General features: G+C 75.3%; 21 protein-coding genes, 1 tRNA gene and 1 pseudogene. 14 read left to right on the top strand and 9 right to left on the bottom strand.

Annotated features, from left to right (window positions below):
* Nucleotides 1–7: 7 nt before the first annotated feature.
* The 3 genes from ABD994_RS25485 to ABD994_RS25475 form a co-directional block, all read right to left on the bottom strand.
* The gene (locus ABD994_RS25485; protein ID WP_345422252.1) at nucleotides 8–583 is read right to left on the bottom strand and encodes a hypothetical protein; all 576 of its coding nucleotides are present in this window, start codon (nucleotides 581–583) and stop codon (nucleotides 8–10) included.
* 151 nt (nucleotides 584–734) lie between these two features.
* Entirely contained in the window at nucleotides 735–1,490 is a 756-nt protein-coding gene (locus ABD994_RS25480) for a methyltransferase domain-containing protein (protein ID WP_345422249.1), read from the bottom strand.
* Nucleotides 1,487–2,017: an ArsI/CadI family heavy metal resistance metalloenzyme gene (locus ABD994_RS25475; protein ID WP_345422246.1), complete on the bottom strand. Its 531-nt coding sequence runs from the start codon at nucleotides 2,015–2,017 to the stop codon at nucleotides 1,487–1,489. Before ABD994_RS25475 ends, ABD994_RS25480 begins: the two co-directional genes overlap by 4 nt.
* A gap of 89 nt (nucleotides 2,018–2,106) precedes the next feature.
* Between ABD994_RS25475 and ABD994_RS25470 the strand changes: the two genes are divergently transcribed.
* The 4 genes from ABD994_RS25470 to ABD994_RS25455 are packed head-to-tail and all read left to right on the top strand — an operon-like array spanning nucleotide 2,107 to nucleotide 5,210.
* On the top strand, nucleotides 2,107–2,535 hold the full coding sequence (locus tag ABD994_RS25470; protein ID WP_345422243.1) for an ArsR/SmtB family transcription factor: 429 nt from the start codon (nucleotides 2,107–2,109) through the stop codon (nucleotides 2,533–2,535).
* Complete coding sequence (gene arsB, locus ABD994_RS25465) at nucleotides 2,532–3,641, top strand: ACR3 family arsenite efflux transporter (RefSeq protein ID WP_345422240.1); 1,110 nt, start codon at nucleotides 2,532–2,534, stop codon at nucleotides 3,639–3,641. The genes ABD994_RS25470 and arsB overlap by 4 nt, the downstream gene beginning before the upstream one ends.
* Entirely contained in the window at nucleotides 3,634–4,047 is a 414-nt protein-coding gene (locus ABD994_RS25460; RefSeq protein WP_345422237.1) for an arsenate-mycothiol transferase ArsC, read from the top strand. Before arsB ends, ABD994_RS25460 begins: the two co-directional genes overlap by 8 nt.
* Nucleotides 4,048–4,049: 2 nt before the next feature.
* On the top strand, nucleotides 4,050–5,210 hold the full coding sequence (locus ABD994_RS25455) for an MFS transporter (protein WP_345422234.1): 1,161 nt from the start codon (nucleotides 4,050–4,052) through the stop codon (nucleotides 5,208–5,210).
* A gap of 62 nt (nucleotides 5,211–5,272) precedes the next feature.
* Here ABD994_RS25455 and ABD994_RS25450 read toward each other — a convergent pair.
* Nucleotides 5,273–5,348, bottom strand: a tRNA-Thr gene (locus ABD994_RS25450).
* Nucleotides 5,349–5,441: 93 nt separating this feature from the next.
* Between ABD994_RS25450 and ABD994_RS25445 the strand changes: the two genes are divergently transcribed.
* The 3 genes from ABD994_RS25445 to ABD994_RS25435 all read left to right on the top strand — a co-directional run bounded on the left by ABD994_RS25445 (nucleotide 5,442) and on the right by ABD994_RS25435 (nucleotide 9,085).
* Nucleotides 5,442–6,077 (top strand): hypothetical protein, encoded by a 636-nt coding sequence (locus ABD994_RS25445; protein WP_345422231.1) that lies wholly within the window; start codon nucleotides 5,442–5,444, stop codon nucleotides 6,075–6,077.
* Nucleotides 6,078–6,174: 97 nt separating this feature from the next.
* Nucleotides 6,175–7,710: a threonine/serine exporter family protein gene (locus ABD994_RS25440; RefSeq protein WP_345422228.1), complete on the top strand. Its 1,536-nt coding sequence runs from the start codon at nucleotides 6,175–6,177 to the stop codon at nucleotides 7,708–7,710.
* Complete coding sequence (locus tag ABD994_RS25435; protein ID WP_345422225.1) at nucleotides 7,676–9,085, top strand: alpha,alpha-trehalose-phosphate synthase (UDP-forming); 1,410 nt, start codon at nucleotides 7,676–7,678, stop codon at nucleotides 9,083–9,085. The genes ABD994_RS25440 and ABD994_RS25435 overlap by 35 nt, the downstream gene beginning before the upstream one ends.
* 72 nt (nucleotides 9,086–9,157) lie before the next feature.
* Here the strand turns inward: ABD994_RS25435 and ABD994_RS25430 are convergent, their stop codons facing one another.
* Nucleotides 9,158–10,246 (bottom strand): LacI family DNA-binding transcriptional regulator, encoded by a 1,089-nt coding sequence (locus ABD994_RS25430; protein WP_345422222.1) that lies wholly within the window; start codon nucleotides 10,244–10,246, stop codon nucleotides 9,158–9,160.
* Nucleotides 10,247–10,441: 195 nt separating this feature from the next.
* On the opposite strand from ABD994_RS25430, the gene ABD994_RS25425 reads away from it, so the two are divergent.
* The 4 genes from ABD994_RS25425 to ABD994_RS25410 are packed head-to-tail and all read left to right on the top strand — an operon-like array spanning nucleotide 10,442 to nucleotide 14,664.
* The gene (locus ABD994_RS25425; RefSeq protein WP_345422218.1) at nucleotides 10,442–11,371 is read left to right on the top strand and encodes a metal ABC transporter solute-binding protein, Zn/Mn family; all 930 of its coding nucleotides are present in this window, start codon (nucleotides 10,442–10,444) and stop codon (nucleotides 11,369–11,371) included.
* An 11-nt stretch (nucleotides 11,372–11,382) separates the two neighbouring features.
* Nucleotides 11,383–12,177 carry a metal ABC transporter ATP-binding protein gene (locus ABD994_RS25420; protein WP_345422214.1) on the top strand — a complete coding sequence of 265 codons (795 nt, stop codon included), beginning with the start codon at nucleotides 11,383–11,385 and terminating at the stop codon, nucleotides 12,175–12,177.
* Nucleotides 12,174–13,040 carry a metal ABC transporter permease gene (locus ABD994_RS25415; RefSeq protein ID WP_345422211.1) on the top strand — a complete coding sequence of 289 codons (867 nt, stop codon included), beginning with the start codon at nucleotides 12,174–12,176 and terminating at the stop codon, nucleotides 13,038–13,040. Before ABD994_RS25420 ends, ABD994_RS25415 begins: the two co-directional genes overlap by 4 nt.
* 31 nt (nucleotides 13,041–13,071) lie before the next feature.
* On the top strand, nucleotides 13,072–14,664 hold the full coding sequence (locus tag ABD994_RS25410) for an adenylate/guanylate cyclase domain-containing protein (protein ID WP_345422208.1): 1,593 nt from the start codon (nucleotides 13,072–13,074) through the stop codon (nucleotides 14,662–14,664).
* 109 nt (nucleotides 14,665–14,773) lie between these two features.
* Here the strand turns inward: ABD994_RS25410 and rlmB are convergent, their stop codons facing one another.
* A complete protein-coding gene (gene rlmB, locus ABD994_RS25405; protein WP_345422205.1) occupies nucleotides 14,774–15,793 on the bottom strand; it encodes a 23S rRNA (guanosine(2251)-2'-O)-methyltransferase RlmB in 1,020 nt (339 codons plus the stop codon).
* Nucleotides 15,794–15,798: 5 nt separating this feature from the next.
* Nucleotides 15,799–17,199, bottom strand: coding sequence for a cysteine--tRNA ligase (gene cysS, locus ABD994_RS25400; protein ID WP_345422202.1), 1,401 nt, complete (start codon nucleotides 17,197–17,199; stop codon nucleotides 15,799–15,801).
* Nucleotides 17,200–17,353: 154 nt separating this feature from the next.
* On the opposite strand from cysS, the gene ABD994_RS25395 reads away from it, so the two are divergent.
* The 3 genes from ABD994_RS25395 to ABD994_RS25385 are packed head-to-tail and all read left to right on the top strand — an operon-like array spanning nucleotide 17,354 to nucleotide 20,474.
* Nucleotides 17,354–18,478: an NDMA-dependent alcohol dehydrogenase gene (locus tag ABD994_RS25395; protein ID WP_345422199.1), complete on the top strand. Its 1,125-nt coding sequence runs from the start codon at nucleotides 17,354–17,356 to the stop codon at nucleotides 18,476–18,478.
* A gap of 14 nt (nucleotides 18,479–18,492) precedes the next feature.
* The gene (locus tag ABD994_RS25390) at nucleotides 18,493–19,485 is read left to right on the top strand and encodes an AAA family ATPase (protein ID WP_345422196.1); all 993 of its coding nucleotides are present in this window, start codon (nucleotides 18,493–18,495) and stop codon (nucleotides 19,483–19,485) included.
* Nucleotides 19,419–20,474, top strand: a complete 1,056-nt coding sequence (locus tag ABD994_RS25385) for a vWA domain-containing protein (RefSeq protein ID WP_345422193.1) — start codon at nucleotides 19,419–19,421, stop codon at nucleotides 20,472–20,474. Before ABD994_RS25390 ends, ABD994_RS25385 begins: the two co-directional genes overlap by 67 nt.
* On the opposite strand, the gene ABD994_RS25380 is transcribed toward ABD994_RS25385, so the two are convergent.
* Both ABD994_RS25380 and ABD994_RS25375 read right to left on the bottom strand, forming a co-directional pair.
* Nucleotides 20,423–21,250 carry an ESX secretion-associated protein EspG gene (locus ABD994_RS25380; protein WP_345422190.1) on the bottom strand — a complete coding sequence of 276 codons (828 nt, stop codon included), beginning with the start codon at nucleotides 21,248–21,250 and terminating at the stop codon, nucleotides 20,423–20,425. The genes ABD994_RS25385 and ABD994_RS25380 overlap by 52 nt on opposite strands.
* 23 nt (nucleotides 21,251–21,273) lie before the next feature.
* Nucleotides 21,274–21,498: pseudogene (locus ABD994_RS25375) on the bottom strand (hypothetical protein); the annotation flags it as partial.

Below are 21,498 nucleotides of genomic sequence, written 5' to 3'. Positions count from 1 at the left end.
GTGCGGATCAGACGGTGAGCCCGACCAGGGCGGGCGGACCACGGTGGGGGCGACATCGCACGGTGTCGTCGACCTCGACCGGAAGGGTCTCGTCCTCGGGTCCGGCGGGGCGCAGGGCCGGCGCGGCCGACTCGGGCACGGGCCCGCGGGCCAGCGTCGAGGCCACGGTCAGAACGGTCCAGGCGACGAAGACGGCGATGGGCTCGCTCCCCGCCACGACGGCGACGAGCAGGGCCACGGCGATCTGCACCGTGAGGCCCGAGAGCTCCTCGGGCACCTCGTGCGAGTGCGGCAGCAGGCCGGCGGTGTTCCGGGTCAGCTTCCCGACCCCGTGCGCCACCGGCTGGGCGATCACCGCGAAGTTGATGAGGGAGAACAGGCCGCGCAGCCGACCCCGCAGCAGCCAGCGCAGCACTCCGACCGCGCCCGCCACCAGCACGAGGCTCACCGTGTGGTCGGGCCGCTCGTCGGCGAGCAGGTCGAACGCGGCCGCCACGGCCACCACGGTCAGCGAGGAGGCGACGAGGGCGACCGAGCCGGGACGGCCGCGCGACCACCTCGCGACACATCGCCCAGACTGCACAAAACCGACGCTAGCATCCGATCCGGTGACGCCTCCGTCGCGGCCGCGGTGGCACCGCGAGGTCGACCGGCGGCGTGGAAGGACGCGCGGGCGCGCTCCAGCTCCTCGTGCGCGGCCTGCCGGTCCACCCGGCGAGTGTGCGCTCGCCGCCTCAGGACCGGGAGGCCTGGACGATGGCGGAGAGCACCCCTGGCGCCATCTCGTGGTCGCCGGTGATCGTGACGCCGCCGAGGCCGGCATCCTCCAGGTGGCGGCGGTAGGCGGTCGCGGTGAGGACCCCGGTGATCGCCCCGACCGACGCCGCCGCGTCCGCGACGCTCGCGGGGTCGGCGTCGTCGTCGGCGACCAGGTCCGCGACCCCGAGTCGGCCGCCGGGGCGCAGGACGCGGGCGATCTCGCCGAACACGGCCGGCTCGTCCGTGGAAAGGTTGATCACGCAGTTGGAGATGACCACGTCGACCGAGGCGTCCGGCAGCGGGATCGCCTCGATGTGCCCGCGGAGGAACTCGACGTTGGTGACGCCTGCGTCGAGGGCGTGCCGGCGGGCGAGGGCGAGCATGTCGTCGGTCATGTCCAGCCCGTAGGCGAACCCGTCGGGTCCCACACGGCGGGCGGAGAGCAGCACGTCGAGGCCGGCGCCGGAGCCGAGGTCGAGCACGGTCTCCCCGGCGACGAGCTCGGCGACCGCGAGCGGGTTCCCGCACCCGAGGGTGGCCGCTCCCGCGGCACCGGCCTCGGCGAGCTGGGCGGGACCATAGGCGTCCCCGCACGTCCCGGCCGGGTCGGCCGGGTCGGCCGCCGAACAGCTCGGAGCCTCGCCCGCCCGGACCTGGCCGGCCGCGGCGGCGTAGCGGGCACGGATCCGTTCGCGCGCCGCGGTCGACCCCTCGGCGGACCCGGTGGTCACGCGACGCGCCCGCAGCCGGCGGCGGTCTTGGCCTCGGTGACGGTCACGCCGGGCTCGGCGGCCTGCTCGTCGTGGGAGCAGCAGGCGGTGACCCCGCAGCACGCGGTCTGCCCAGCGTCGTCGGGCATCGTGCTGATGACCCCGTCGGTGCCGTAGACCTCGGAGTCCTCCGTGACGGTGTAGACCTCCCACGGCTCGTGACCGGGTCCCTGCACCCACACCTTGTCCTGGCGGGCGTAGCAGCAGGTGGTGTCGTCCTCGACCTGGGTGAACAGCCCCAGCTCGGAGAGCCGCGCGGTGGCGTCGTGGACCTCCTCGGTGGACCCGACCTCCACCCCGAGGTGGTCCATCACCGTCGGCCGGTCGGCCTCACCCTCGAGCAGCACCAGCTTCAGCGGCGGCTCGGTCACCGCGAAGTTGGCGTAGCCGGGGCGGCGCTTGGCGGGCTCGACGCCGAAGAGCTGACTGTAGAAGCGGATCGAGCCCTCCAGGTCGGAGACCCGCAGGGCGAGCTGCACACGGGACACGGTGTCCTCCTCGAACTCGGCCGACGTCTGTTTCGACATCGATCGAAGCAAAGGTTGCCTCGTGGTTCGATGACTGTCAAGGTAGATGTATGTCGAAGCAGGATGGGGCGCAGGAGCAGGTGCTGGCCCAGCTCGCCGCGGTCGTCGGCTGCTGCGCGCCGCTGGCCCGCGAGCCGCTCACGGCCGAGCAGTCGGTCGAGCTCTCCCGGGTGTTCAAGGCGATGGGCGACCCGGTGCGCCTGCGGTTGCTCTCGCTGATCGCCTCCCACGCGGGCGGCGAGGCCTGCGTCTGCGACCTGACCGACGTGTTCGACCTGTCCGGCCCGACGATCTCGCACCACCTCAAGGTGCTGCGCGAGGCCGGGCTGATCACCGGAGAGCGCCGCGGCACCTGGGTCTACTACCGGGTGCGCCCCGACCTCCTCGCCCAGGTCTCGGCGGTGCTCGTGCCCGCCGCCCCGGACAGCCCTGCCGCGATGCCCGCCGACCGCGACGCGCTGCCGGTGGTCGACGCGTGAGCACCGAGAACACCACCGCCGACCCGAGCGAGGCCGGGGTCGTCGCGAAGCTCTCCACCCTCGACCGGTTCCTGCCGGTGTGGATTCTCGCGGCGATGATCGTCGGGCTGCTGGCCGGCCGGCTGATCCCCGGCCTCGGCGAGGCCCTGGGGGCGGTCGCCATCGACGGCGTCTCGCTCCCGATCGCGCTCGGGCTACTGATCATGATGTACCCGGTGCTCGCCAAGGTCCGCTACGACCGTCTCGACGCCGTCACCGGCGACCGGCGACTCCTGGTGTCGTCGCTGGTGCTGAACTGGCTCATCGGGCCGGCGCTGATGTTCGCGCTCGCCTGGCTGCTGCTCCCGGACCTGCCCGAGTACCGCACCGGACTGATCGTCGTCGGGCTCGCCCGGTGCATCGCCATGGTCATCATCTGGAACGACCTGGCCTGCGGCGACCGCGAAGCCGCCGCCGTGCTCGTCGCCCTCAACAGCGTGTTCCAGGTCATCGCCTTCGGCGCCCTGGGCTGGTTCTACCTCGCGGTCCTGCCCGGCTGGCTCGGCCTCCCCACCGCCGGGCTCGACGTCTCCGCGTGGGCCATCGTCCGGTCGGTGCTGATCTTCCTGGGCATCCCGCTGCTCGCCGGCTACCTCACCCGTCTGCTCGGGGAGCGCGCCCGCGGCCGGGAGTGGTACGAGGCCCGACTCCTGCCCCGGATCGGGCCGTTCGCGCTCTACGGGCTGTTGTTCACCATCGTCGTGCTCTTCGCGCTGCAGGGCGACGCCATCACCAGCCGGCCCCTCGACGTCGTGCGGATCGCGCTGCCACTGCTCGTCTACTTCGCCGTGATGTGGGCCGGCTCCTACGCCCTCGGCCGCGCGGTCGGCCTGGGCTACGAGCGCACCACCACGCTCGCGTTCACCGCCGCCGGCAACAACTTCGAGCTCGCCATCGCCGTCGCCATCGCCACCTTCGGCGCCACCTCCGGTCAGGCCCTCGCCGGCGTCGTCGGCCCCCTCATCGAGGTGCCTGTCCTGGTCGCCCTCGTCTACGTCTCCCTCTGGCTGCGGCGCCGGCTCTTCCCGATCACCGATCCCACGCCCGAGGAGGCCCGCCGTGCCTGACGTACCCGAGGTGCTGTTCGTCTGCGTGCACAACGCCGGTCGCTCACAGATGGCCGCGGCCCTGCTCGACCACCACGCCGCCGGCAAGGTCGCGGTCCGCTCCGCCGGCTCCGCGCCGGCCGACGAGATCAACCCCGCGGTCCGGCAGGCCATGGCCGAGCTCGGCATCGACCTCTCCCACGAGGTCCCGACCAAGCTCACCATCCCGGACGTCGACGCCGCCGACGTCGTGATCACCATGGGCTGTGGCGACGCCTGCCCGGTCGTCCCCGGCAAGCGCTACCTGGACTGGGAGCTCCCCGACCCGGCCGGCAAGGGCGTCGACGACGTCCGCCCCATCCGCGACGACATCGACCGCCGCGTCCGCGAATTGCTGACCGAGCTGGTCCCCGCCACCACCATGTGACCGTGGCCGACACCGACGCCGCCACGGCGAGCACGCGACGCGCCCTCACCGGCGCCGTCCTGCTCGACCTCGCCGTGAGCCCGCTGTTCGCCTGGGACGTCTTCACCGACTCCCTCGGCCGCGATCTCGGCGTGGGCCGTGCGGTGCTCGCGGGCGTGTTCTCCGTCGGCCTGGCCGCCTTCATGCTCGGCGTCCTGGCGGGCGGACGAGCCGCGGACCGGTTCGCACCGCGCCGGCTCGCCCTGGTCGCGCTCGCCGGCACGGTGCTCGGACTGCTCGGCAGCGCCGCCGCGTCCTCGGTGGTGGTGCTGTTCCTGACCTTCGGCGTGCTGGTCGGCGGCTCCACCGGTCTCGGCTACGCCACCGCCGTCCGTGTCGCCGGCACCGTCGCCACCGGCCGCGGGCTCGCCCTGGGCCTGGTGGTCAGCGCCTACGCCGCCGGCACGGCCCTCCTGGCGCCGGTCGCCTCCACCCTGCTCGGCGCGATGGGCCGCAGTGGGACCTTCGTCGTCCTGGCCGCCGCCCTCGGGGTCCTGCTCGCCGTGGCGGCCGTCCTCGTGCCCGGCGCCGCGCCCGGCTCACGCCCGCAGCGCGGGAGCAGCCACGGGCAGAGGCGGCCCAGCGGACCGGTCGTCGCGCTGTGGCTGGCCTTCGGTCTCGGCAGCGCGCCCGCGCTCGCCGCCTTCGCCCAGGCCGGCGACCTCGCCGGAGACGTGGCCGCGGTGACCCTCGCGGTCGTCCTGCTCAACCTCGGCAACTTCGCCGGCCGGCTCATCGCCGGCCCTCTCTCCGACCGGGTCGGCCGACGCGCCGCGCTGCACGCCAACTCGGCGCTCCTCGTGCTCGCCTGCCTCCCCGTCGCCCTCGGCGCGAGCGGGCCGATCGCCCTGGCGGCCCTGCTCCTGCTCGGCACGCAGTACGGGGCGCTGTCGACCCTCGCCCCGGCCGCCACCTCCGACGTCGTCCCGGCCGAGCGCTTCGGCACCACCTACGGCCTCGTCTTCACCGGGTGGGGGATCGCCGGGCTCTCCGCGCCCGTCGCCGCCGCCGCACTCGCCACCGTGATCGGCTACGGCGCCGTCTACGGCATCTTCGTCGTGGTCGGCGCGCTGTCCTGGGTCGCCGTCGGGGCCTACGGCCGGCTGGCCGCCGACGGTGCGTGAGCTCGGCGCGACGGCGATCCGGTGGCTGCGCACACGCCCGGAGGAGCACATCCGGTCGGACCTGGAGCCGGCGCGGGGAATCGAACCCCGGACCTTTCGCTTACAAGGCGAGTGCTCTGCCGATTGAGCTACGCCGGCACGGGCGTGAGGCTACCGCCCCGGTCGACGGCGTAACGGGCGCCCGGGCCCGGTCGAGGTCCCGAGGGGACACCGCCGCCGGGAGGGGACGACGTGGTGCAGCCGTATCCGCCGCGGGCACCGGGGCGACCGCGCAACGTCGTGGCGACGGCCGGGTTCGTGTGGGCCCTGGTCGGCGCGGTGCTGGCGCTCGTCCCGATCATCGGCGTGATCGCGTGGGTCGCGAGCCCGATCGGGCTGGTGCTGTCGGTCGTCGCGCTCGGGCTCGCCACGCGGCGGGAGGGCGCGGGCCGCGGCCTGGCGATCGCGGGGACCGTCCTCGGCGTCGTGGGCCTGGTGCTCTGCGTGGTGTGGGCATCGGTGGTGGTCGCCGCGTTCGACCACCTGACGCCCCCGTCGAGCAGCACGACCAGCACCCCCTACACCCCGCCGCCCCCGCCCGCGGACCTGGACCGGACGGCCCCCGAGGTCACGCTCGAGGTCACCGGCTCGACGTCGGCGTCGGTGACCCGCACGACCCCGGACGGCTCGCGGACCAGCACGTCCGAGGCGCTCCCGTTCCGCGTCACGCTGCCCACCCCGCCGACCGCGATCGTCTCCGTCATCGCGAGCCACGTCGGCGCGCCCGACCAGGGGCCGCTCACGTGCACGATCAGCCAGAGCGGGCGTGTCCTGATGACGAGGACCGAGACCGGCCCCTACCCCGTCGCCGTGTGCACCGCGTGGTGACCCCACCTGGCAACCTGGAGCGCGGTCGGGTGGGACGCGGCGCACGCCGGGGACCCGACAACCTCCGCCGTCCACCACACGTCAGGGCAGGTGCTGGATGAAGTTCCCCGGTGTGCCCCGTCCGCGGCCCGAGCACGCCGGCGAGGAGGAAGAGGAGGGCGCGCCCGTGGGGGTGGCCCAGCGAGCACAGCGGGCACGGGGCTCGCTCCGTCGACAGTTCCCCGTCGCGCCCGACCTGTCCCGCGCGATCGACGCGCCGACGGTGCGGGACAACATGCTGCCCGTCGTCACCGGCCCGCAGGTCGCCGACGACGCGCTCGTGCTGCGGGTGCTCGACCTCGCGCTGCGGGTCGGCGAGGTCCAGCTCGCCACCGGCGCCGGAGCGGCCGTCGCGCACGACACGATGCTGGCCATCGCCCGCGCCTACGGCCTGCCGACGTGCGACGTCGACATCGCGTTCTCGACGATCACGATCTGCTGCCACCGCGGCAACGAGGCCGGCCCGGTCACGACGATGCGCAACGTCCGCTACCGCACGCAGGACTACACGCGCCTGACCGAGGTCGACGACCTCATCACCGCCGTCGTCGACCACGACGACCCGCTGCCGGTCGAGGAGGCCACCACCCGGCTCGGCAACGCCGTGCGGGCCAACCACCCGTACCCGCGGTTCGTCGCCGGCATCGCCCGGTCGCTGTTCGCCGGCGCGGTCGCGGTGCTCATCGGCGGCGGCCTGCTCGTCGCCGTGCTCGCGGCCGTGGCCACCGGGATCGTGTGGGGTGCGGCGCGCTGGCTCGGGCGTCGCAACGTGCCGCTGTTCTTCCAGCAGATGGTCGGCGCCGCGATCGTGACGCTCAGCGCGACGACGCTGGCCTGGTCGGGCGTGCTCGAGGACTCGCCGGTCTTCGTCATCGCGGCCGGGATCGTCGTGCTGCTCTCGGGGCTCTCGCTGGTGGGCCTCGTGCAGGACGCCATCACGGGGTTCCCGCTGACCGCGGCCGGACGGGCGGTCGAGGTGGTGCTGAGCTCGGCGGGCCTCCTGGTGGGCGTCGTCGTCAGCATCAAGCTCGTCAACGCCGTGCTGGGCACGGACGCGGTGGCCTACGCCGCCGTCGTGCCGCCCGGGCCGTCGCCGTCGCTGGACCCGCTGTCGCTCGTCGCGGCCGCCGGCGCGGGGATGCTGTTCGCGCTGTCGGCCTACGCACCGTGGCGGTCGCTGCCGTTCGCCGCGCTGGCCGGGGCGACGGCGTGGGGCTCGTACGCGGCGCTGGGGATCGCCGGCGCCGGCGAGGTCGTCGCGGCCGCCCTCGCCGCCGCGGCGCTCGGGCTCGTGGCGATGCTGCTGCCCCGCACACTGGGTACACCGCCGCTGGTGCTGGTCATCGCCGGGATCACGCCGCTGTTGCCCGGTCTGACGCTGTACCGCGGGTTCTCCCAGCTCGCGTACAACAGCGTCGCCCAGAGCGCGGTGACGATCCTGCTGGCCCTGACGTTCGGTCTCGCCCTGGCGGCCGGCGTCTCGGTCGGGGAGCAGGTGGGCTGGCCCCTGCAGCGGCTGATCCGCCGACTGCTGCCCGGAGCCGCGGAGGACAGAGCACGTGACGCACGCCGAGGACGCCCCCGCGTCTTCTGACCTGGTGGTGGTGGCCAACCGGCTGCCCTTCGACCTCGACGACGAGGGCACCTGGCGCCGGAGCCCCGGCGGGCTGGTGACCGCGCTCGAGCCGACCCTGCGCGCCCGCGGCGGCGCCTGGGTCGGCTGGCCGGGCACCCCTGACGCCGATCCCGCGGCGTTCTCCGACGACGGCCTGGCGATCCGCCCGGTGCCGATCTCCGCCGACGAGGTCGCCGCCTACTACGAGGGCTTCGCCAACGCGACGCTCTGGCCGCTCTACCACGACGTCGTCGCCACGCCGCGCTTCGAGCGCGACTGGTGGGACGCCTACCGCCGGGTCAACGAGCGCTTCGCCGATGCCGCCGCGGACGCGGCCGCGCAGGGCGCGACGGTGTGGGTGCAGGACTACCAGCTCCAGCTCGTACCGCACCTGCTGCGCGAGCGGCGCCCGGACCTGCGCATCGGCTTCTTCCTGCACATCCCGTTCCCGCCGGTAGAGCTGTTCGCCCAGCTCCCGTGGCGCGACGCGGTGATCGAGGGGCTGCTGGGCGCCGACGTCACCGGCTTCCAGACCGAGGGCAGCGCCGACAACTTCCGCCGCGCCGCGGTCCGCCTCACCGCCGCCACGGCCGGCGACGACCCCGCGCACCTCACGGCGCCGGACGGGCGGACCGTCACCGCCGGCGCCCACCCGATCTCCGTCGACGCCGCCGAGCTCGACGCGACCGCCCGCGAGCCCGCGACCGCCGAGCGCGCCGAGGCGCTGCGCCACGAGCTCGGCGACCCGCGCACGGTGCTGCTCGGCGTCGACCGCCTCGACTACACCAAGGGCATCGACGTGCGCCTGCGCGCGTTCGCCGGGACCCTCGCCGACGGCCGGCTCGACCCGACGGAGACGGTCCTCATCCAGGTCGCCACGCCCAGCCGCGAGCGCGTCGAGCACTACGCCGAGATGCGCGACGACATCGAGCTGGCCGTCGGGCGGATCAACGGCGAGCACGCGTCGATCGGCCGCCCGGTGATCCACTACGTGCACCAGCCCGTGCCCCGCGACGAGCTGGTCGCCTTCTACCGGGCCGCCGACGTCATGCTCGTGACGCCGTACCGCGACGGCATGAACCTCGTGGCCAAGGAGTACGTCTCCTCCCGCGCCGACGGCGGGGGCGCGCTGGTGCTCTCGGAGTTCACCGGCGCGGCCGACGAGCTCGCCGAGGGCGCGTTCCTGGTCAACCCGCACGACCTGGACGCGGTCGGCGACGCGATCGTCGCCGCGGCGTCGGCCGACCCCGAGGAGCGGCGGCGGCGCATGGCCCTGCTGCGCGAGCAGGTGCTCACCCACGACGTCGAGCGCTGGGCGAACGGGTTCCTGGCGGCGCTCGGTGTCGGGGCCTGATCCCCGGTTACTGGCTGGTATCGCTCGCTGAGCGAGCGATACCAGCCAGTAACCGCCGAGGACGGGTGCCGCTCAGGCCGTGCGGGCGGGTCCCGAGGTGGCGCGGGCGAGCAGCTCTGTGGGCAGCAGCAGCGTGCGGGAGCGCTGGCGGTCGCCGCGGTCGAGCAGCAGCTCGCCGGCCGCGCGGCCCTTGTCCAGCGTCGGCTGCCGGACGGTGGTCAGCTCGGCGCGCTCGGCGGCGGGGACGCCGTCGAAGCCGGTGACGGACAGCTCGTCGGGCACGGCACGGCCGGATTGGCGGGCGTGGCGCAGGGCGCCGAGCGCGAGGATGTCCGAGGTGCACACGACGGCGGTGACGTCGTGCTGGGCGAGCAGTTGCTCGCAGGCCGAGGCGCCGGCCGACTCGCTGTGGTCGTAGCGCTCGACCACCGGGACGTGGTTCCAGTCGACGCCCGCGGCGGAGAAGCCCTCGCGCAGCCCGGCCAGCCGGCGCCGCTGCACCTCGTAGCGGGCGCGCTCCTGGCGCAGCGGGCTCGCGAAGCCGTCGTTGCGGTCGGTGGACAGACGCATGCACAGCACGCCGATGTCGCGGTGGCCGAGGTCGGCGAGGTGGCGGGCCATGTCGACCATCGCGGCGTGGTCGTCGATGCCGACGCGGTCGACGTCGGGGACGGCGGTGGGCTGGTCGCACACGACCACCGGCACCGGCCGCTCGAGCACCGCGTGGAAGTTGTCGTCGTCGTCGGGCATCGAGTAGACGACGAACCCGTCGACGCCGGCCCGCGCGACGGCCCCGGGGTCGTCGGCCTCCGGGCTGACGGGCACGAGCAGCAGGCCCGAACCGTTGTCCTCGCAGGCCAGCGCGAGGCCCTCGAGGAACTGGACGGCCACCGGGTCGCGGAACGCGTAGGACAGCGCCTCGGTGAGCAGCAGCCCCACGGCGCCGGCCTTGCGGGTGCGCAGCGAGCGCGCCACCGGGTCGGGCCCGGGGTAGCCCAGGCGGCGCGCGGTGTCGAGCACGCGCCGGCGCAGCGCCGGCGAGAGCTGGTCCGGACGGTTGTACGCGTTGGACACCGTGGTGCGCGACACACCCAGCTCCGCCGCCAGCGAGGCCAGCGTGGCGGTCCGCCGCGATCGGCGCCCCTCGAGTGCCTCGGCCACCGTCCGACGGTAGCGACTGTCTCGATCTAGGGCCACTCCACGCGACCGACGGTGTCCGTTCTGCGCCCGGTGTGACCTGGACGGGGGAACGCGGCACCGCGGAGACGGACCAACGCCTCACCACTCCCCCGTGCCACCTGCTATCGATAACCGTTATCGTTTGCGTCAGTGCCGCCCACCGCGAGGAGCCTTCCCGTGCCCGTCCGTCCCCGTCCCTGGTCGCTCGCCCTCGCCGTCGTGGGGGCGCTGCTCGTGCTGGCGGGGTGCGGATCGGGAGGCACCGGGCAGGCCGCCGGGGCGCCCCCGGCGACGCCGGGCCGCACCCTGACCGTGGTGGCGACCACCAACGTCTGGGGCTCCGTGGTGGGCGCGGTGGCCGGGCCGGGCGTCGAGGTGCGCTCGATCATCCGGGATCCCGCGGCCGACCCGCACTCCTACGAGAGCACCCCGGCCGACGCGGCCGCGATCGCCGGCGCCGACCTGGTCGTCCACAACGGCGGCGGCTACGACGAGTGGGCCACGCAGATCCTCGACGGCGACCCGGCCGCGCGGAGCAAGGCGATCGAGGCCTTCGCGCTGCGTGGGGACCAGGCCCAGGAGAACGAGCACGTGTGGTTCGACCCGACGGCCGTGAAGGCCGTGGTCACCCAGGTCGCCGACCGCCTCTCCGCGCTCGAGCCGGCCCAGGCCGACGCGCTGCGGCAGCGCGCGGCGGCGTTCTCCGCCCGCGTCGACGACGAGGCCGCGCGGCTCGCCGCGATCGGTCGGGCCCGCCCCGGTGCGCGGATCTTCGCCACGGAGCCGATCGCCCACTACCTGCTCGCGACCGCGGGCGTCACCGACGCGACCCCGCCCGCCTTCAGCGAGGCCATCGAGAACGAGACCGACCCGCCCGCGGCCATCGTCGCCCAGGTGGGCACCCTGGTCGGCAGCCGCGGGGTGGACGCGCTGGTGTTCAATCCGCAGACCGAGACGCCCATCACCGAGCAGCTGCGCGCCGCCGCCACCGGCGCGGGGGTGCCGGTGGTCGACGTGACCGAGACCCTGCCCGCGGGCCAGGACTACCTGACCTGGCTCGACGGCACCCGTAGCGCGCTCGCCCGCGCGCTCGGAGCGCCCGCGTAGAGGACGTGAGCATGACCCCGTCGATCCGCCTGGCCGGCGCCGAGGTGCGCCGCGGCGGCCGCACCCTGTGGCGCGGGCTCGACCTCGACGTCGCGCCCGGCGAGTTCGTCACCGTCCTGGGCCCCAACGGCTCGGGCAAGACGACGCTCCTCGCGGTGCTGCTCGGGCTGCTGCCGCTCGCGGCCGGCACCTGCGAGGTCGACGGTCGCGCGCCGTCGCGCGGCAGCGCGGCCGTGGGCTACGTGCCGCAGCAGACGAGCGTCGACCCGCTGACGCCGCTGCGGGGGCGCGACCTCGTCGGCCTCGGCCTCGACGGGCACCGCTTCGGTCCGGCGTTCCGCGGCCGCGCCGAACGCGCGCGCAAGGTGCGCGAGGCGTTGGTGCAGGTCGACGCCCTCGACCTCGCGGACGCGCCGGTCGGCGCCCTCTCCGGGGGCGAGCAGCAGCGCCTGCGGATCGCCCAGGCGCTCGTCGGGGACCCGCACCTGCTGCTGGCCGACGAGCCGCTGCACTCGCTCGACCTCGCCCGCCAGCGCACCGTCGTCGAGCTGCTCGAGCGTCGCCGCGCCGAGCACGGCACCGCGATCGTGTTCGTGACCCACGAGCTCAACCCGGTCCTGCCCGTGACCGACCGCCTGCTCTACCTCGTCGACGGCCGGTTCCGCGTCGGCACGCCCGACGAGGTGATGACGTCGGAGACGCTCTCGGAGCTCTACCGCACCGAGGTCGACGTGGTCCGCGTGCGCGACCGCATCGTCGTCGTCGGCGCGGAGGACCGGCTCGTGCACACCGGGGGCGGGCCGTGACCAGCACGTGGGACCTGCTCGCGCTCGGCTTCGTCCGCAACGCGCTGATCGCCGGCGTCGTGCTGGCGGTGCTCGCCGGCCTGCTCGGACCGCTCGTGGTCGGCCGCGGGATGGCGTTCTCGGTGCACGGCACCGCGGAGCTCGCGTTCGCCGGCGGCGCCGGGGCGCTGCTGGTGTTCGGCACCGACGCGATCGGCTGGGGCGCGCTGGCCGGCGCGGTGCTCGTCGCGCTGCTCTTCGGCGCCCTCGGGCGGGCCCAGCGCGAGCGCGACTCGGTGATCGGCGTGCTGCTGTCGTTCGGGCTCGGGCTCGGGGTGCTGTTCCAGGCGCTGTACACCGGGCGCTCGGCGAACAAGTTCGGGCTGCTCGTCGGCCAGATCGTGGGCGTGGACGTCGGCGACGTGCTGACGCTGACCGTCGTCGGGGTCGTCGTGCTCGGGGTGCTCGCGGTCGTGCGCCGGCCGCTGCTGTTCGCGAGCCTCGACCCGGACATGGCCGCCGCCCGCGGCGTACCGGTGCGCGCGCTCTCGATCGTCTTCGCGGTGCTGCTCGGCGTGACGGTGGCCCTCGGCGTCCAGATCGTCGGGGCCCTGCTCGTGCTGTGCCTGCTGATCACGCCGGCCGCCGCGGCCGCGCAGGTGACGGCGTCCCCGACGCTGGCGAGCGCGCTGGCGGTGGTGTTCGCCGAGGTCGCGGTGATCGGCGGCATCCTGATCTCGCTCGGCGCCGGGCTGCCCATCAGCCCGTTCGTCGCCTCGATCGCGTTCGCGATCTACCTGGTGTGCCGGGCGCTGGGGTGGCTGCGGACCCGCCGTCGGGTGTCAGCCACCACCCTGGGTGACGCCGCGCCCTCGTTGCGCTGATCGGGGGACGGCCCGCCGCTACAGTGCGGGCGTGTCAGCTGCGTCCAGAAGTGCGGCGCCCGAGGACCGCGGCCTGCGACTGGTCACGCGGCTCGCGCTCGGGATCGTCGTCGTCACGCCCAACATCGTCGGCGCCGGCGTCGTGCTCGTCGTCGCCGCGTGGGTGCTGCCGCTGGGCACGCTCGTGCAGGACGACCCCGGCGCGCTCCTGCGCAACCTCGTCGCCTGCGGCGGCTACCTGCTGGCCGCCGTGGTCGTCGGGTCGGTGTGGGGCCACTTCCGGATGCGCGTCCCCCCGCCGCCGCCCGCGGGCGCCGACGAGCGCGTCGTGCGCAAGCACCGCAAGCGGGTCCGGCGGGTGGTGCTGCGGGGCCCGCTGCGGCTCGCGACCGTGCAGACGGTCCTGTGGGCGGCCGCGATCGTCCTGTTCGTGCTGATCAACGTCTTCGCGAGCCCCCGGCTGGGCCTGTCGGTGGGGGTGACGGTCGCGCTCGGCGGGGTGGCGACGGTCGCGGTGACCTACCGGCTCGTCGAGCGGGTCCTGCGCCCCGAGGTCGCGCGGGTGCTCAACGACCGCCCGCCCGAGGGCCGCATCCTGCCCGGGGTGGCGCTGCGCGCCGTCGGCTCCTGGGTGCTCGGCACCGCGGTGCCGCTGGTCGGCCTGCTGCTCGCCGCCGCGTCGTCGCTGGTCCTCGGCGGCTACACCACCGAGCGGCTCGGGCTCGTGGTGCTCGTCCTGGGCGGTGTCGCGCTGACGGTGGGGCTGCTCGTCACCGTGCTCACGGCCGTCTCCACCGCCGCGCCGATCCTCGCCGTGCGCCGCGCCCAGCGCCGCGTCGAGGACGGCGACTACGACGCCGAGGTCCCCGTCTTCGACACCACCGAGCTCGGCCTGCTCCAGGCCGGCTTCAACACCATGGTCGGCGGGCTGCGGGAGCGGGAGCGGGTCCGCGACCTGTTCGGCCGCCACGTCGGTGAGGACGTCGCCCGCACCGCGCTGGAGAACGACGTCGAGCTCGGCGGCGAGGTCCGCGAGGTCGCGGTGCTGTTCGTCGACATCGTCGGCTCGACCCGGCTCGCGGCCAGCCGCCCGCCGCAGGAGGTCGTCGAGATGCTCAACGCGTTCTTCGCGGTGGTCATCGACGTCGTCGAGCAGCACGACGGCTGGATCAACAAGTTCGAGGGCGACGCGGCGCTCGCGGTGTTCGGCGCCCCCACCGAGCTCCCCGACGCCGCCGGCTGCGCCCTGCGCGCCGGCCGCGAGCTCGCGCGGCGGATCGCCGACGAGCTCGACGGCATGTCCGCCGGCATCGGTGTCTCGGCCGGCGAGGCCGTCGCGGGGAACATCGGCGACACCCGCCGCTTCGAGTACACGGTCATCGGCGACCCGGTGAACGAGGCCGCCCGCCTCACCGAGGCCGCCAAGGAGATCGACGGCTGCGTCGTCGCCTCCGGCGCGATCCTGGCGCGCGCGGGCGACGAGGCCGGGCGCTGGCAGGTCATCGAGTCACGCGTGCTGCGGGGCCGCGACGAGGAGACCGAGCTCGCGGTGCCGACCGAGAACGCGCCGGCCTGCGCGGCCGAGCCCGCCCGGGTCGAGCGAGGGGCACCCTCGCTCGGATAGACGGGTGAGGGGCGCCCCTGGCCGGAACGGCGGCCGCCGCCCCAGGAGTGATCAACGGGGACTTCGCGCGCGTAGAAGCAGCGAACAGGCCGTTCGCTGCGTCCCGGGGCTACGCGCGCCGGCGGCGGGCGATCTCGGCGAGGGCGACGCCGGCGGCGACGGACGCGTTCAGCGACTCCACGTCCCCGGCCATGGGGATCGCGACGGTGCCGGTGCACGTCTCGCGCACGAGCCGAGAGAGCCCCTTGCCCTCCGACCCGACGACCACCACGAGCGGGCCGCGCGCGGCGTCGGGGCCGGCGACGTCGTCGAGGTGGTCGATGTCGGTGGGCGACTCGCCGTCGAGCCCCACCGCCACGAGTCCCTCGTCGAGCCAGGCCGACAGGGTGCGGGACAGGTTGGTCGCGCGCCCGACCGGCAGGCGCGCGGCCGCGCCGGCCGACGTCCGCCAGGCCACGGGCGTCACGCCGACCGAGCGGCGCAGCGGCAGCAGCACGCCGTGCGCCCCGAAGGCCGCGGCCGAACGCAGGACCGCGCCGAGGTTGCGGGGGTCCTGCACGCCGTCCAGCGCCACGAGCAGCGGCTCGACGCGGGCGAGGTGGGCACGCTGGCGCGCCTCCTCGAGCAGGTCGTCGGGGTGCAGGTACTCGAAGGCCGGCACCGACAGCGCCAGCCCCTGGTGCACCGCGCCGTCGGCCATCTTGTCGACGTCGCCGCGCGGCACCTCGAGCACCGAGACGCCCCGCTCCGAGGCGATCTTGATGGCCTCGCGCACGCGGTCGTCGATCTCGATGTTCTGGGCGACGTAGAGCGCCGTCGCCGGGCTCGCCGCGCGCAGGCTCTCGACCACGGGGTTGCGCCCGAGCACGGTCTGGGGGCCGTCGGGGTCCTCGCGGCGCGCCGGGGCCCGGCGGGCGGGCGCGCGGTCGTCACCGGCGGGGCGCCGCCGCTCCGGGGACGCCGGCGTGCCGCCGGAGCGGTAGGCCTTGTGGGCCGGGCGCTTCTCGGCGGGCGGGGTCGGCCCCTTGCCCTCGAGGCTCGAGCGGCCCTTGCCGCCCGACCCCTTGGTCGGGCCCTTCTTCGTCCCCGGCTTGCGCCGGGCGCCCGGACGGCGGGAGTTGCCGGCCATCTGCGTTACGCACCGTCCTTGAGCGTCCAGGTGGGGCCGTCGGCGGTGTCCTCGACGGTGACGCCGGCGGCCGTGAGCTCGTCACGCAGGGCGTCGGCACGGGCGAAGTCGCGGTCCGCCCGGGCACGGGTGCGCTGCTCGAGCAGCGCGCCGACCAGCGACGACAGCGCCTCGCGCGCGGCGTCGCCGGCGCCGCCACCGGCGGCGGTCTCGGCCCACACCACGGGGTCGAGGCCCAGCACGCCGGTCATGGCGCGCACCGCCGCGGCGTCCGCGAGCGCCTCGTCCCGCCGGCCCGCGTCGAGGGCCGCGTTGCCGCGGCGCACCGTCTCGTGCACCTCGGCGAGTGCGGCCGGGGTCGCGATGTCGTCGTCGAGGGCCGCGGCGAACGCGTCGCTGATGCGCCCGACCTCGACGGCCCCGACGCGGTCGTGCACGCGGTGCACGAACGTCTCGATGCGGTGGTACGCCGCGGCGGCCTCGGCCAGGGCGTCGTCGGAGTACTCCAGCGTCGAGCGGTAGTGCGGCGCCACGAGGTAGTAGCGCAGCTCCACGGGGCGCACGCGCTGCAGCACCGCCGGGATCGTCAGGGTGTTGCCGAGCGACTTCGACATCTTCGCGCCGGACATCGTCACCCAGGCGTTGTGCATCCAGTACTCGGCGAACCCGTCGCCCGCGGCGCGGGACTGCGCGAGCTCGTTCTCGTGGTGCGGGAAGACCAGGTCGAGCCCGCCGCCGTGGATGTCGAAGCGCGGGCCCAGGTAGCGGGTGGCCATCGCCGAGCACTCGAGGTGCCAGCCCGGTCGCCCGCGCCCCCACGGCGTCGGCCAGTCCGGCTCGCCGGGCTTGGCCGCCTTCCACAGCGTGAAGTCGCGGGGGTCGCGCTTGCCGCGCGGGTCGGCGCCCTCGCCCTGCTCCATCTCGTCGAGGCGCTGGCCGGACAGCTCGCCGTACGACGGCCACGTCGACACCGCGAAGTAGACGTCGCCGCCGGCGGCGTAGGCGTGCCCGCCGTCGATGAGGCGCCCGATGAGCTCGACCATCTCCGTGACGTGCCCGGTCGCCCGCGGCTCGACCGACGGGGACAGGCAGCCCAGCTGGTCGTAGGCCCAGGAGAACGCCCGCTCGTGCGTCGCCGCCCACTCCCACCAGGGCCGGCCGGCGGCCTCGGCCTTGGTGAGGATCTTGTCGTCGATGTCGGTGACGTTGCGGACGAGCAGCACGTCGTAGCCCGTGTGCGCGAGCCAGCGGCGCAGCACGTCGAAGTCCAGACCCGAGCGGACGTGGCCGACGTGCGGCACGCCCTGCACGGTGGCACCGCACACGTAGATCGACGCCGTGCCGGCGCGCTGCGGGCGGAACTCCCGCAGCTCGCGTCGTGCGGTGTCGTACAGGTGCAGGCTCACCGCCCGGATCCTACGGAACGCGGTCCCGCCGCTCGTCGAGGTGTCCGGTCCCCCGGCCGACCGATCGTTCGGTAACCCTCTTCCCAACGTGTGAGGGGCGACATAGAGTCGCGCGAGTCATTCGACGGTTCCCCAACGCGAGGAGTGGTCAGCGTTGTCCATCACGTGCCGGACGTCTCTCGTCCGTCAGGCCCCGGGCAAGTACGAGACGGCGACGGTGGAGGTGGACGACCCGCGCCAGGACGAGCTGCGCGTCAAGATGGTCGCGTCGGGGCTGTGCCACTCCGACGACCACATCGCGACCGGTGACATCCCCGTCGGCACCTACCCGTTCGCCGGCGGCCACGAGGGCGGCGGCATCGTCGAGTCGGTGGGCCCGAACACCTCGGGCTTCGAGGTCGGCGACAAGGTCCTCTTCTCGTTCCTCCCCGCCTGCGGCAAGTGCCGTTGGTGCGCGACCGGCCACTCGAACCTCTGCGACCTCGGCGCGGGCCTGCTCGCGGGCACCCGCTGGACCGAGGACTCCACCCGTCTGCACCTCGAGGACGGCACCAACGTCGGCCAGATGTGCGGCATCTCGACGTTCTCCGAGTACACGACCGTCGCGGTCGACTCGGCGATCAAGGTCCCGCAGGACACGAACCTCGAGACGACCTGCCTGCTCGGCTGCGCCGTCGGCACCGGCTGGGGCACCGCGGTGAACACCGGCGACGTCGCCCCCGGCGACACCGTGATCATCCAGGGCATCGGCGGCATCGGGGCCAACGCCGTCCAGGGCGCCGCGCACGCGGGCGCGGCCAACGTCATCGCCGTCGACCCGGTCGCGTTCAAGCGCGAGAAGGCCCAGGAGCTCGGCGCCACGCACGCGGTGGAGTCGATGGAGGAGGCCACCGAGATCGCCAAGGGCTTCACCAACGGCCAGGGCGCCGACGTCGCGCTCGTGACCATCGGCATCACCAAGCCCGAGCACGTGGGCGAGGCCTTCGCGTCGATCCGCAAGCAGGGCACGGTCGTCGTCACCGGTCTCGGCGACATCACCGAGGTCGGTGTGCCGATCCCGATCGGCGAGCTGACGCTGTTCGAGAAGAAGCTCAAGGGCTCGCTGTTCGGCTCCTCGAACCCGAAGGCCGACATCCCGAAGATGCTGGGCCTCTACAACGCCGGCAAGCTCAAGCTCGACGAGCTCATCACCAAGCGGTACACGCTCGACGAGGTCGCCCAGGGCTACGAGGACATGCACGCCGGCAAGAACATCCGCGGCGTCCTGGTCTTCGACTGAGGTATCGACCCCACGTGACGAACGGTTCCGCGGCCCCGGTCTCGCTGGTCGAGACCGGGGCCGCCCCCGGTCTGCCCACCGCCGGACGGCTGCCCGTCCGGGACATGATCGACGCCGCCCGCGCGCGGGTGATCGGACGCGTGCGCGAGTCGGAGGTCATCGCCGCGGCGCTGGCCGCCGGGCGCAGCGTGCTGCTCGAGGGCCCGCCCGGCACCGGCAAGACGACGCTGCTGCGCGCGCTCGCCGAGGGCGCGGGCGTCGGGCTCGAGCTGGTCGAGGGCAACGCCGAGCTCTCGCCGGCGCGGCTGGTCGGCCACCACGACCCCTCGCGCGTGCTCACCGAGGACTACCGGCCCGAGAACTTCGTGCCCGGGCCCCTGGTCCGTGCGCTGACCTCGGGCGCCCTGCTCTACGTCGAGGAGCTCAACCGCGTCCCCGAGGAGACGCTGAACGTGCTGCTCGGCGTCCTCTCGGAGCGGCGCCTGCACGTGCCGCGGCTCGGCGAGGTCGACGCGGCGCCAAGCTTCCGGCTCGTGGCCGCCATGAACCCGTCGGACGCCGTGGGCACCGGCCGGATCACGCCGGCGCTCTACGACCGCTCGTGCCGCGTCGGGTTCGCCCACCAGGACGCGGACGAGGAGACGGCCATCGTGCGGCGCGACCACGGCGTGGTCGACGGCGGCTTCGTCGAGCGGGCCGTCCGCGCCACGCGGGCGACCCGCGACCACCGCGACCTCCGTCTGGGCTCGTCGGTGCGGGGCGCGCTCGACCTCGTCGCGGTCGCGGCGTCGCTCGCCGAGCTGCGCGACGTCACCCTGGCCGGACGCCTCGCGGCGGGCGCCGAGTCGACCGGCACGGACGCCGCGCTGGCCGCGCTCACCGGGCGCGTGCAGCTGCTCGAGGGCTCGACGCGCACGGTCGAGGACGTGGTCGCCGAGCTGTGGGCTGCGAGCGCGCCGGCCGACGAGACCGCGCCCGACGGGAACGGGGACCCGGGAAAAGCCTGAGCCCCGGGCCTCCGCCGGCCGAGCCGGGCCGCTCGCCCGGGGCGCCCCCGCGGGTCGTCACCGACCCCAAGGAGGTCGAGCAGCTCCTGCGCGACCAGTCCCGGCGCACCGAGACCCGCGCCGACCTCGAGCGCCGGCACGGCGACGAGCTCGCCGAGGTCAGCCCGACCGTGGGCGTGCTCGACGAGGCCGCAGTGGCCGGGGCGTACGACGAGGACCCGGACCGCACCGTCGACCTCCTCGCCGACCTCGCCCGCGCCACCGACCCGACGCTGCGCGCCGCGGCCCGGCGCCTGGCCGTGCGGCTGCTCGTGCCGCCGGCGCGGGCCGGGGACACCGAGCGCCGCGGCTCGACCCGCCTGACCACCGTCGCGGGCGAGGGACTCGACCTCGATCTCGACGCGACCTTGGAACGGTCGCTGGAGCACCGTCCGGTGCGCGCCGAGGACCTGCGCTGGCGCGGGTGGCGCTCGCCGGGCCGGGCGATCGTGCTGCTGGTCGACGCGTCGGGGTCGGTGGCCGGCAAGCCGCTCACCACGGCGGTGACCACGGCCGGGGCGCTCGCCGCCGGCCTGCGCACCGACGACGAGCTGGCCGTCGTGGCGTTCTGGTCGCGCGCCGTCCTGCTGCGCCACCTGCACTCCCCCGCGCCGGCGTCGGCGGTGCTCGACTCCCTGCTCGACCTGCGGGGCGGCTCGACCACCGACCTCGCCCTCGGGCTGCGCACCGCGCTCGCCCAGGCCGCCGCGGCACGCGTGCCGCACGCCGACGTCCTCGTCCTCACCGACGGGGCGTGGAACGAGGGCGAGGACCCGGACCCGGTCGCGGGCGGCTCGGGGACCGCGCGGGTGCACACGCTCGTCACCGTCGACGACGAGGAGGCGCGCGTCTCCTGCGCGCGCCTGGCCGCGGCGGGCGGCGGCCGGTCGGTGCCGCTCTACCGGCCCTCCGACGCCCCGGCCGCGGTGCGGGCGGTGCTGCGGGCCTGATGGTCCGGCCGGTCCGTACCCGCGACGTCGCGGGCGTGCAGCTCCAGCAGCGCGGCGCACTCGGCGCGCAGCCGCGTCCGGTCGACCGGGCGGACGATGACGTGCGCGCCCGTGGGGTCGGGGCCGACGGCGACGCGGCCGGTGACGGTGTCGAGCACCGTGAGCACCCGGGGTCCGCGGCACCGGACGCCCTCGGCGTCGCGCACCGCGACCCCGAACGTCGCCGCCCGGATCGGCGGGGCGGCCCACATGGCACGCAGGCGGGCGAGGTGGTGGGACGGCACGCCCGCACGCCGCAGGCGCCGGAGGCGCTCGTCGGTGGTGAGGCCCTCGCCGTGCAGGGCGTCCGCCGGGAGGGTCATCGGCACGCCGGGCGCGGCCGGCGCGTCGGGGTGGCGGGCGAGCAGGGCGCCGGCCGGGTCCCGCGGATCGGCGGGCTCGAGGCGCAGGCCCCGCCCGGTCAGCCAGGCGACGACGCCCAGGCCCCCGCGGGCCGCGGCGACCACGCCGAGGGGCGGGGCGTCCGGGACGAGGAGGCGGACGTCGACCTCCCGCGCCGGCGCGGCGAGCACCGCGAGCGCGTCGGCCAGGGCCGGGTCGGGCACGCCGGCGGTGTCGAGCAGGCCCTGCCCGGCGAGGCGGCGCAGGGCCGCGGCGTCGAGGGCGTCGCGCTCGGCGTAGGTGCGGCCGTGGTCGAGCACCGCGAGCAGGAGCGGGTGCCGGCCCAGCTCCAGGTGGCGCCAGAGCGCGAGGTACTGGCCGGTGTCGAGGTGCACCCCGGCCCACCTGCCGGCGGTGATCACTCGCCGAGCACCGGCGGCGTGGTGGCGGGCAGGACGCCCGCGATGGCGTCGGGGTCGTCCTCGCGCAGGTAGTCCGGCCGCCCCCGCCGCTGCTCCGCACCCTCGCCGACGACGCCGCCGGGCGGGATGAGCGGCACCCCGCCGCGTCCGGCCTCGCCCGAGGCCGCCGCCCGGGCCGCCGCCGTCTCGGCGGCGGCAGCGCCGCCCGCCGAGACGGCGGC

Origin of the sequence: Actinomycetospora chlora (assembly GCF_039542135.1) — a bacterium.
In the GTDB taxonomy this organism is placed as follows: domain Bacteria; phylum Actinomycetota; class Actinomycetes; order Mycobacteriales; family Pseudonocardiaceae; genus Actinomycetospora; species Actinomycetospora chlora.
This window is presented reverse-complemented; position numbering and strand designations above follow the sequence as displayed.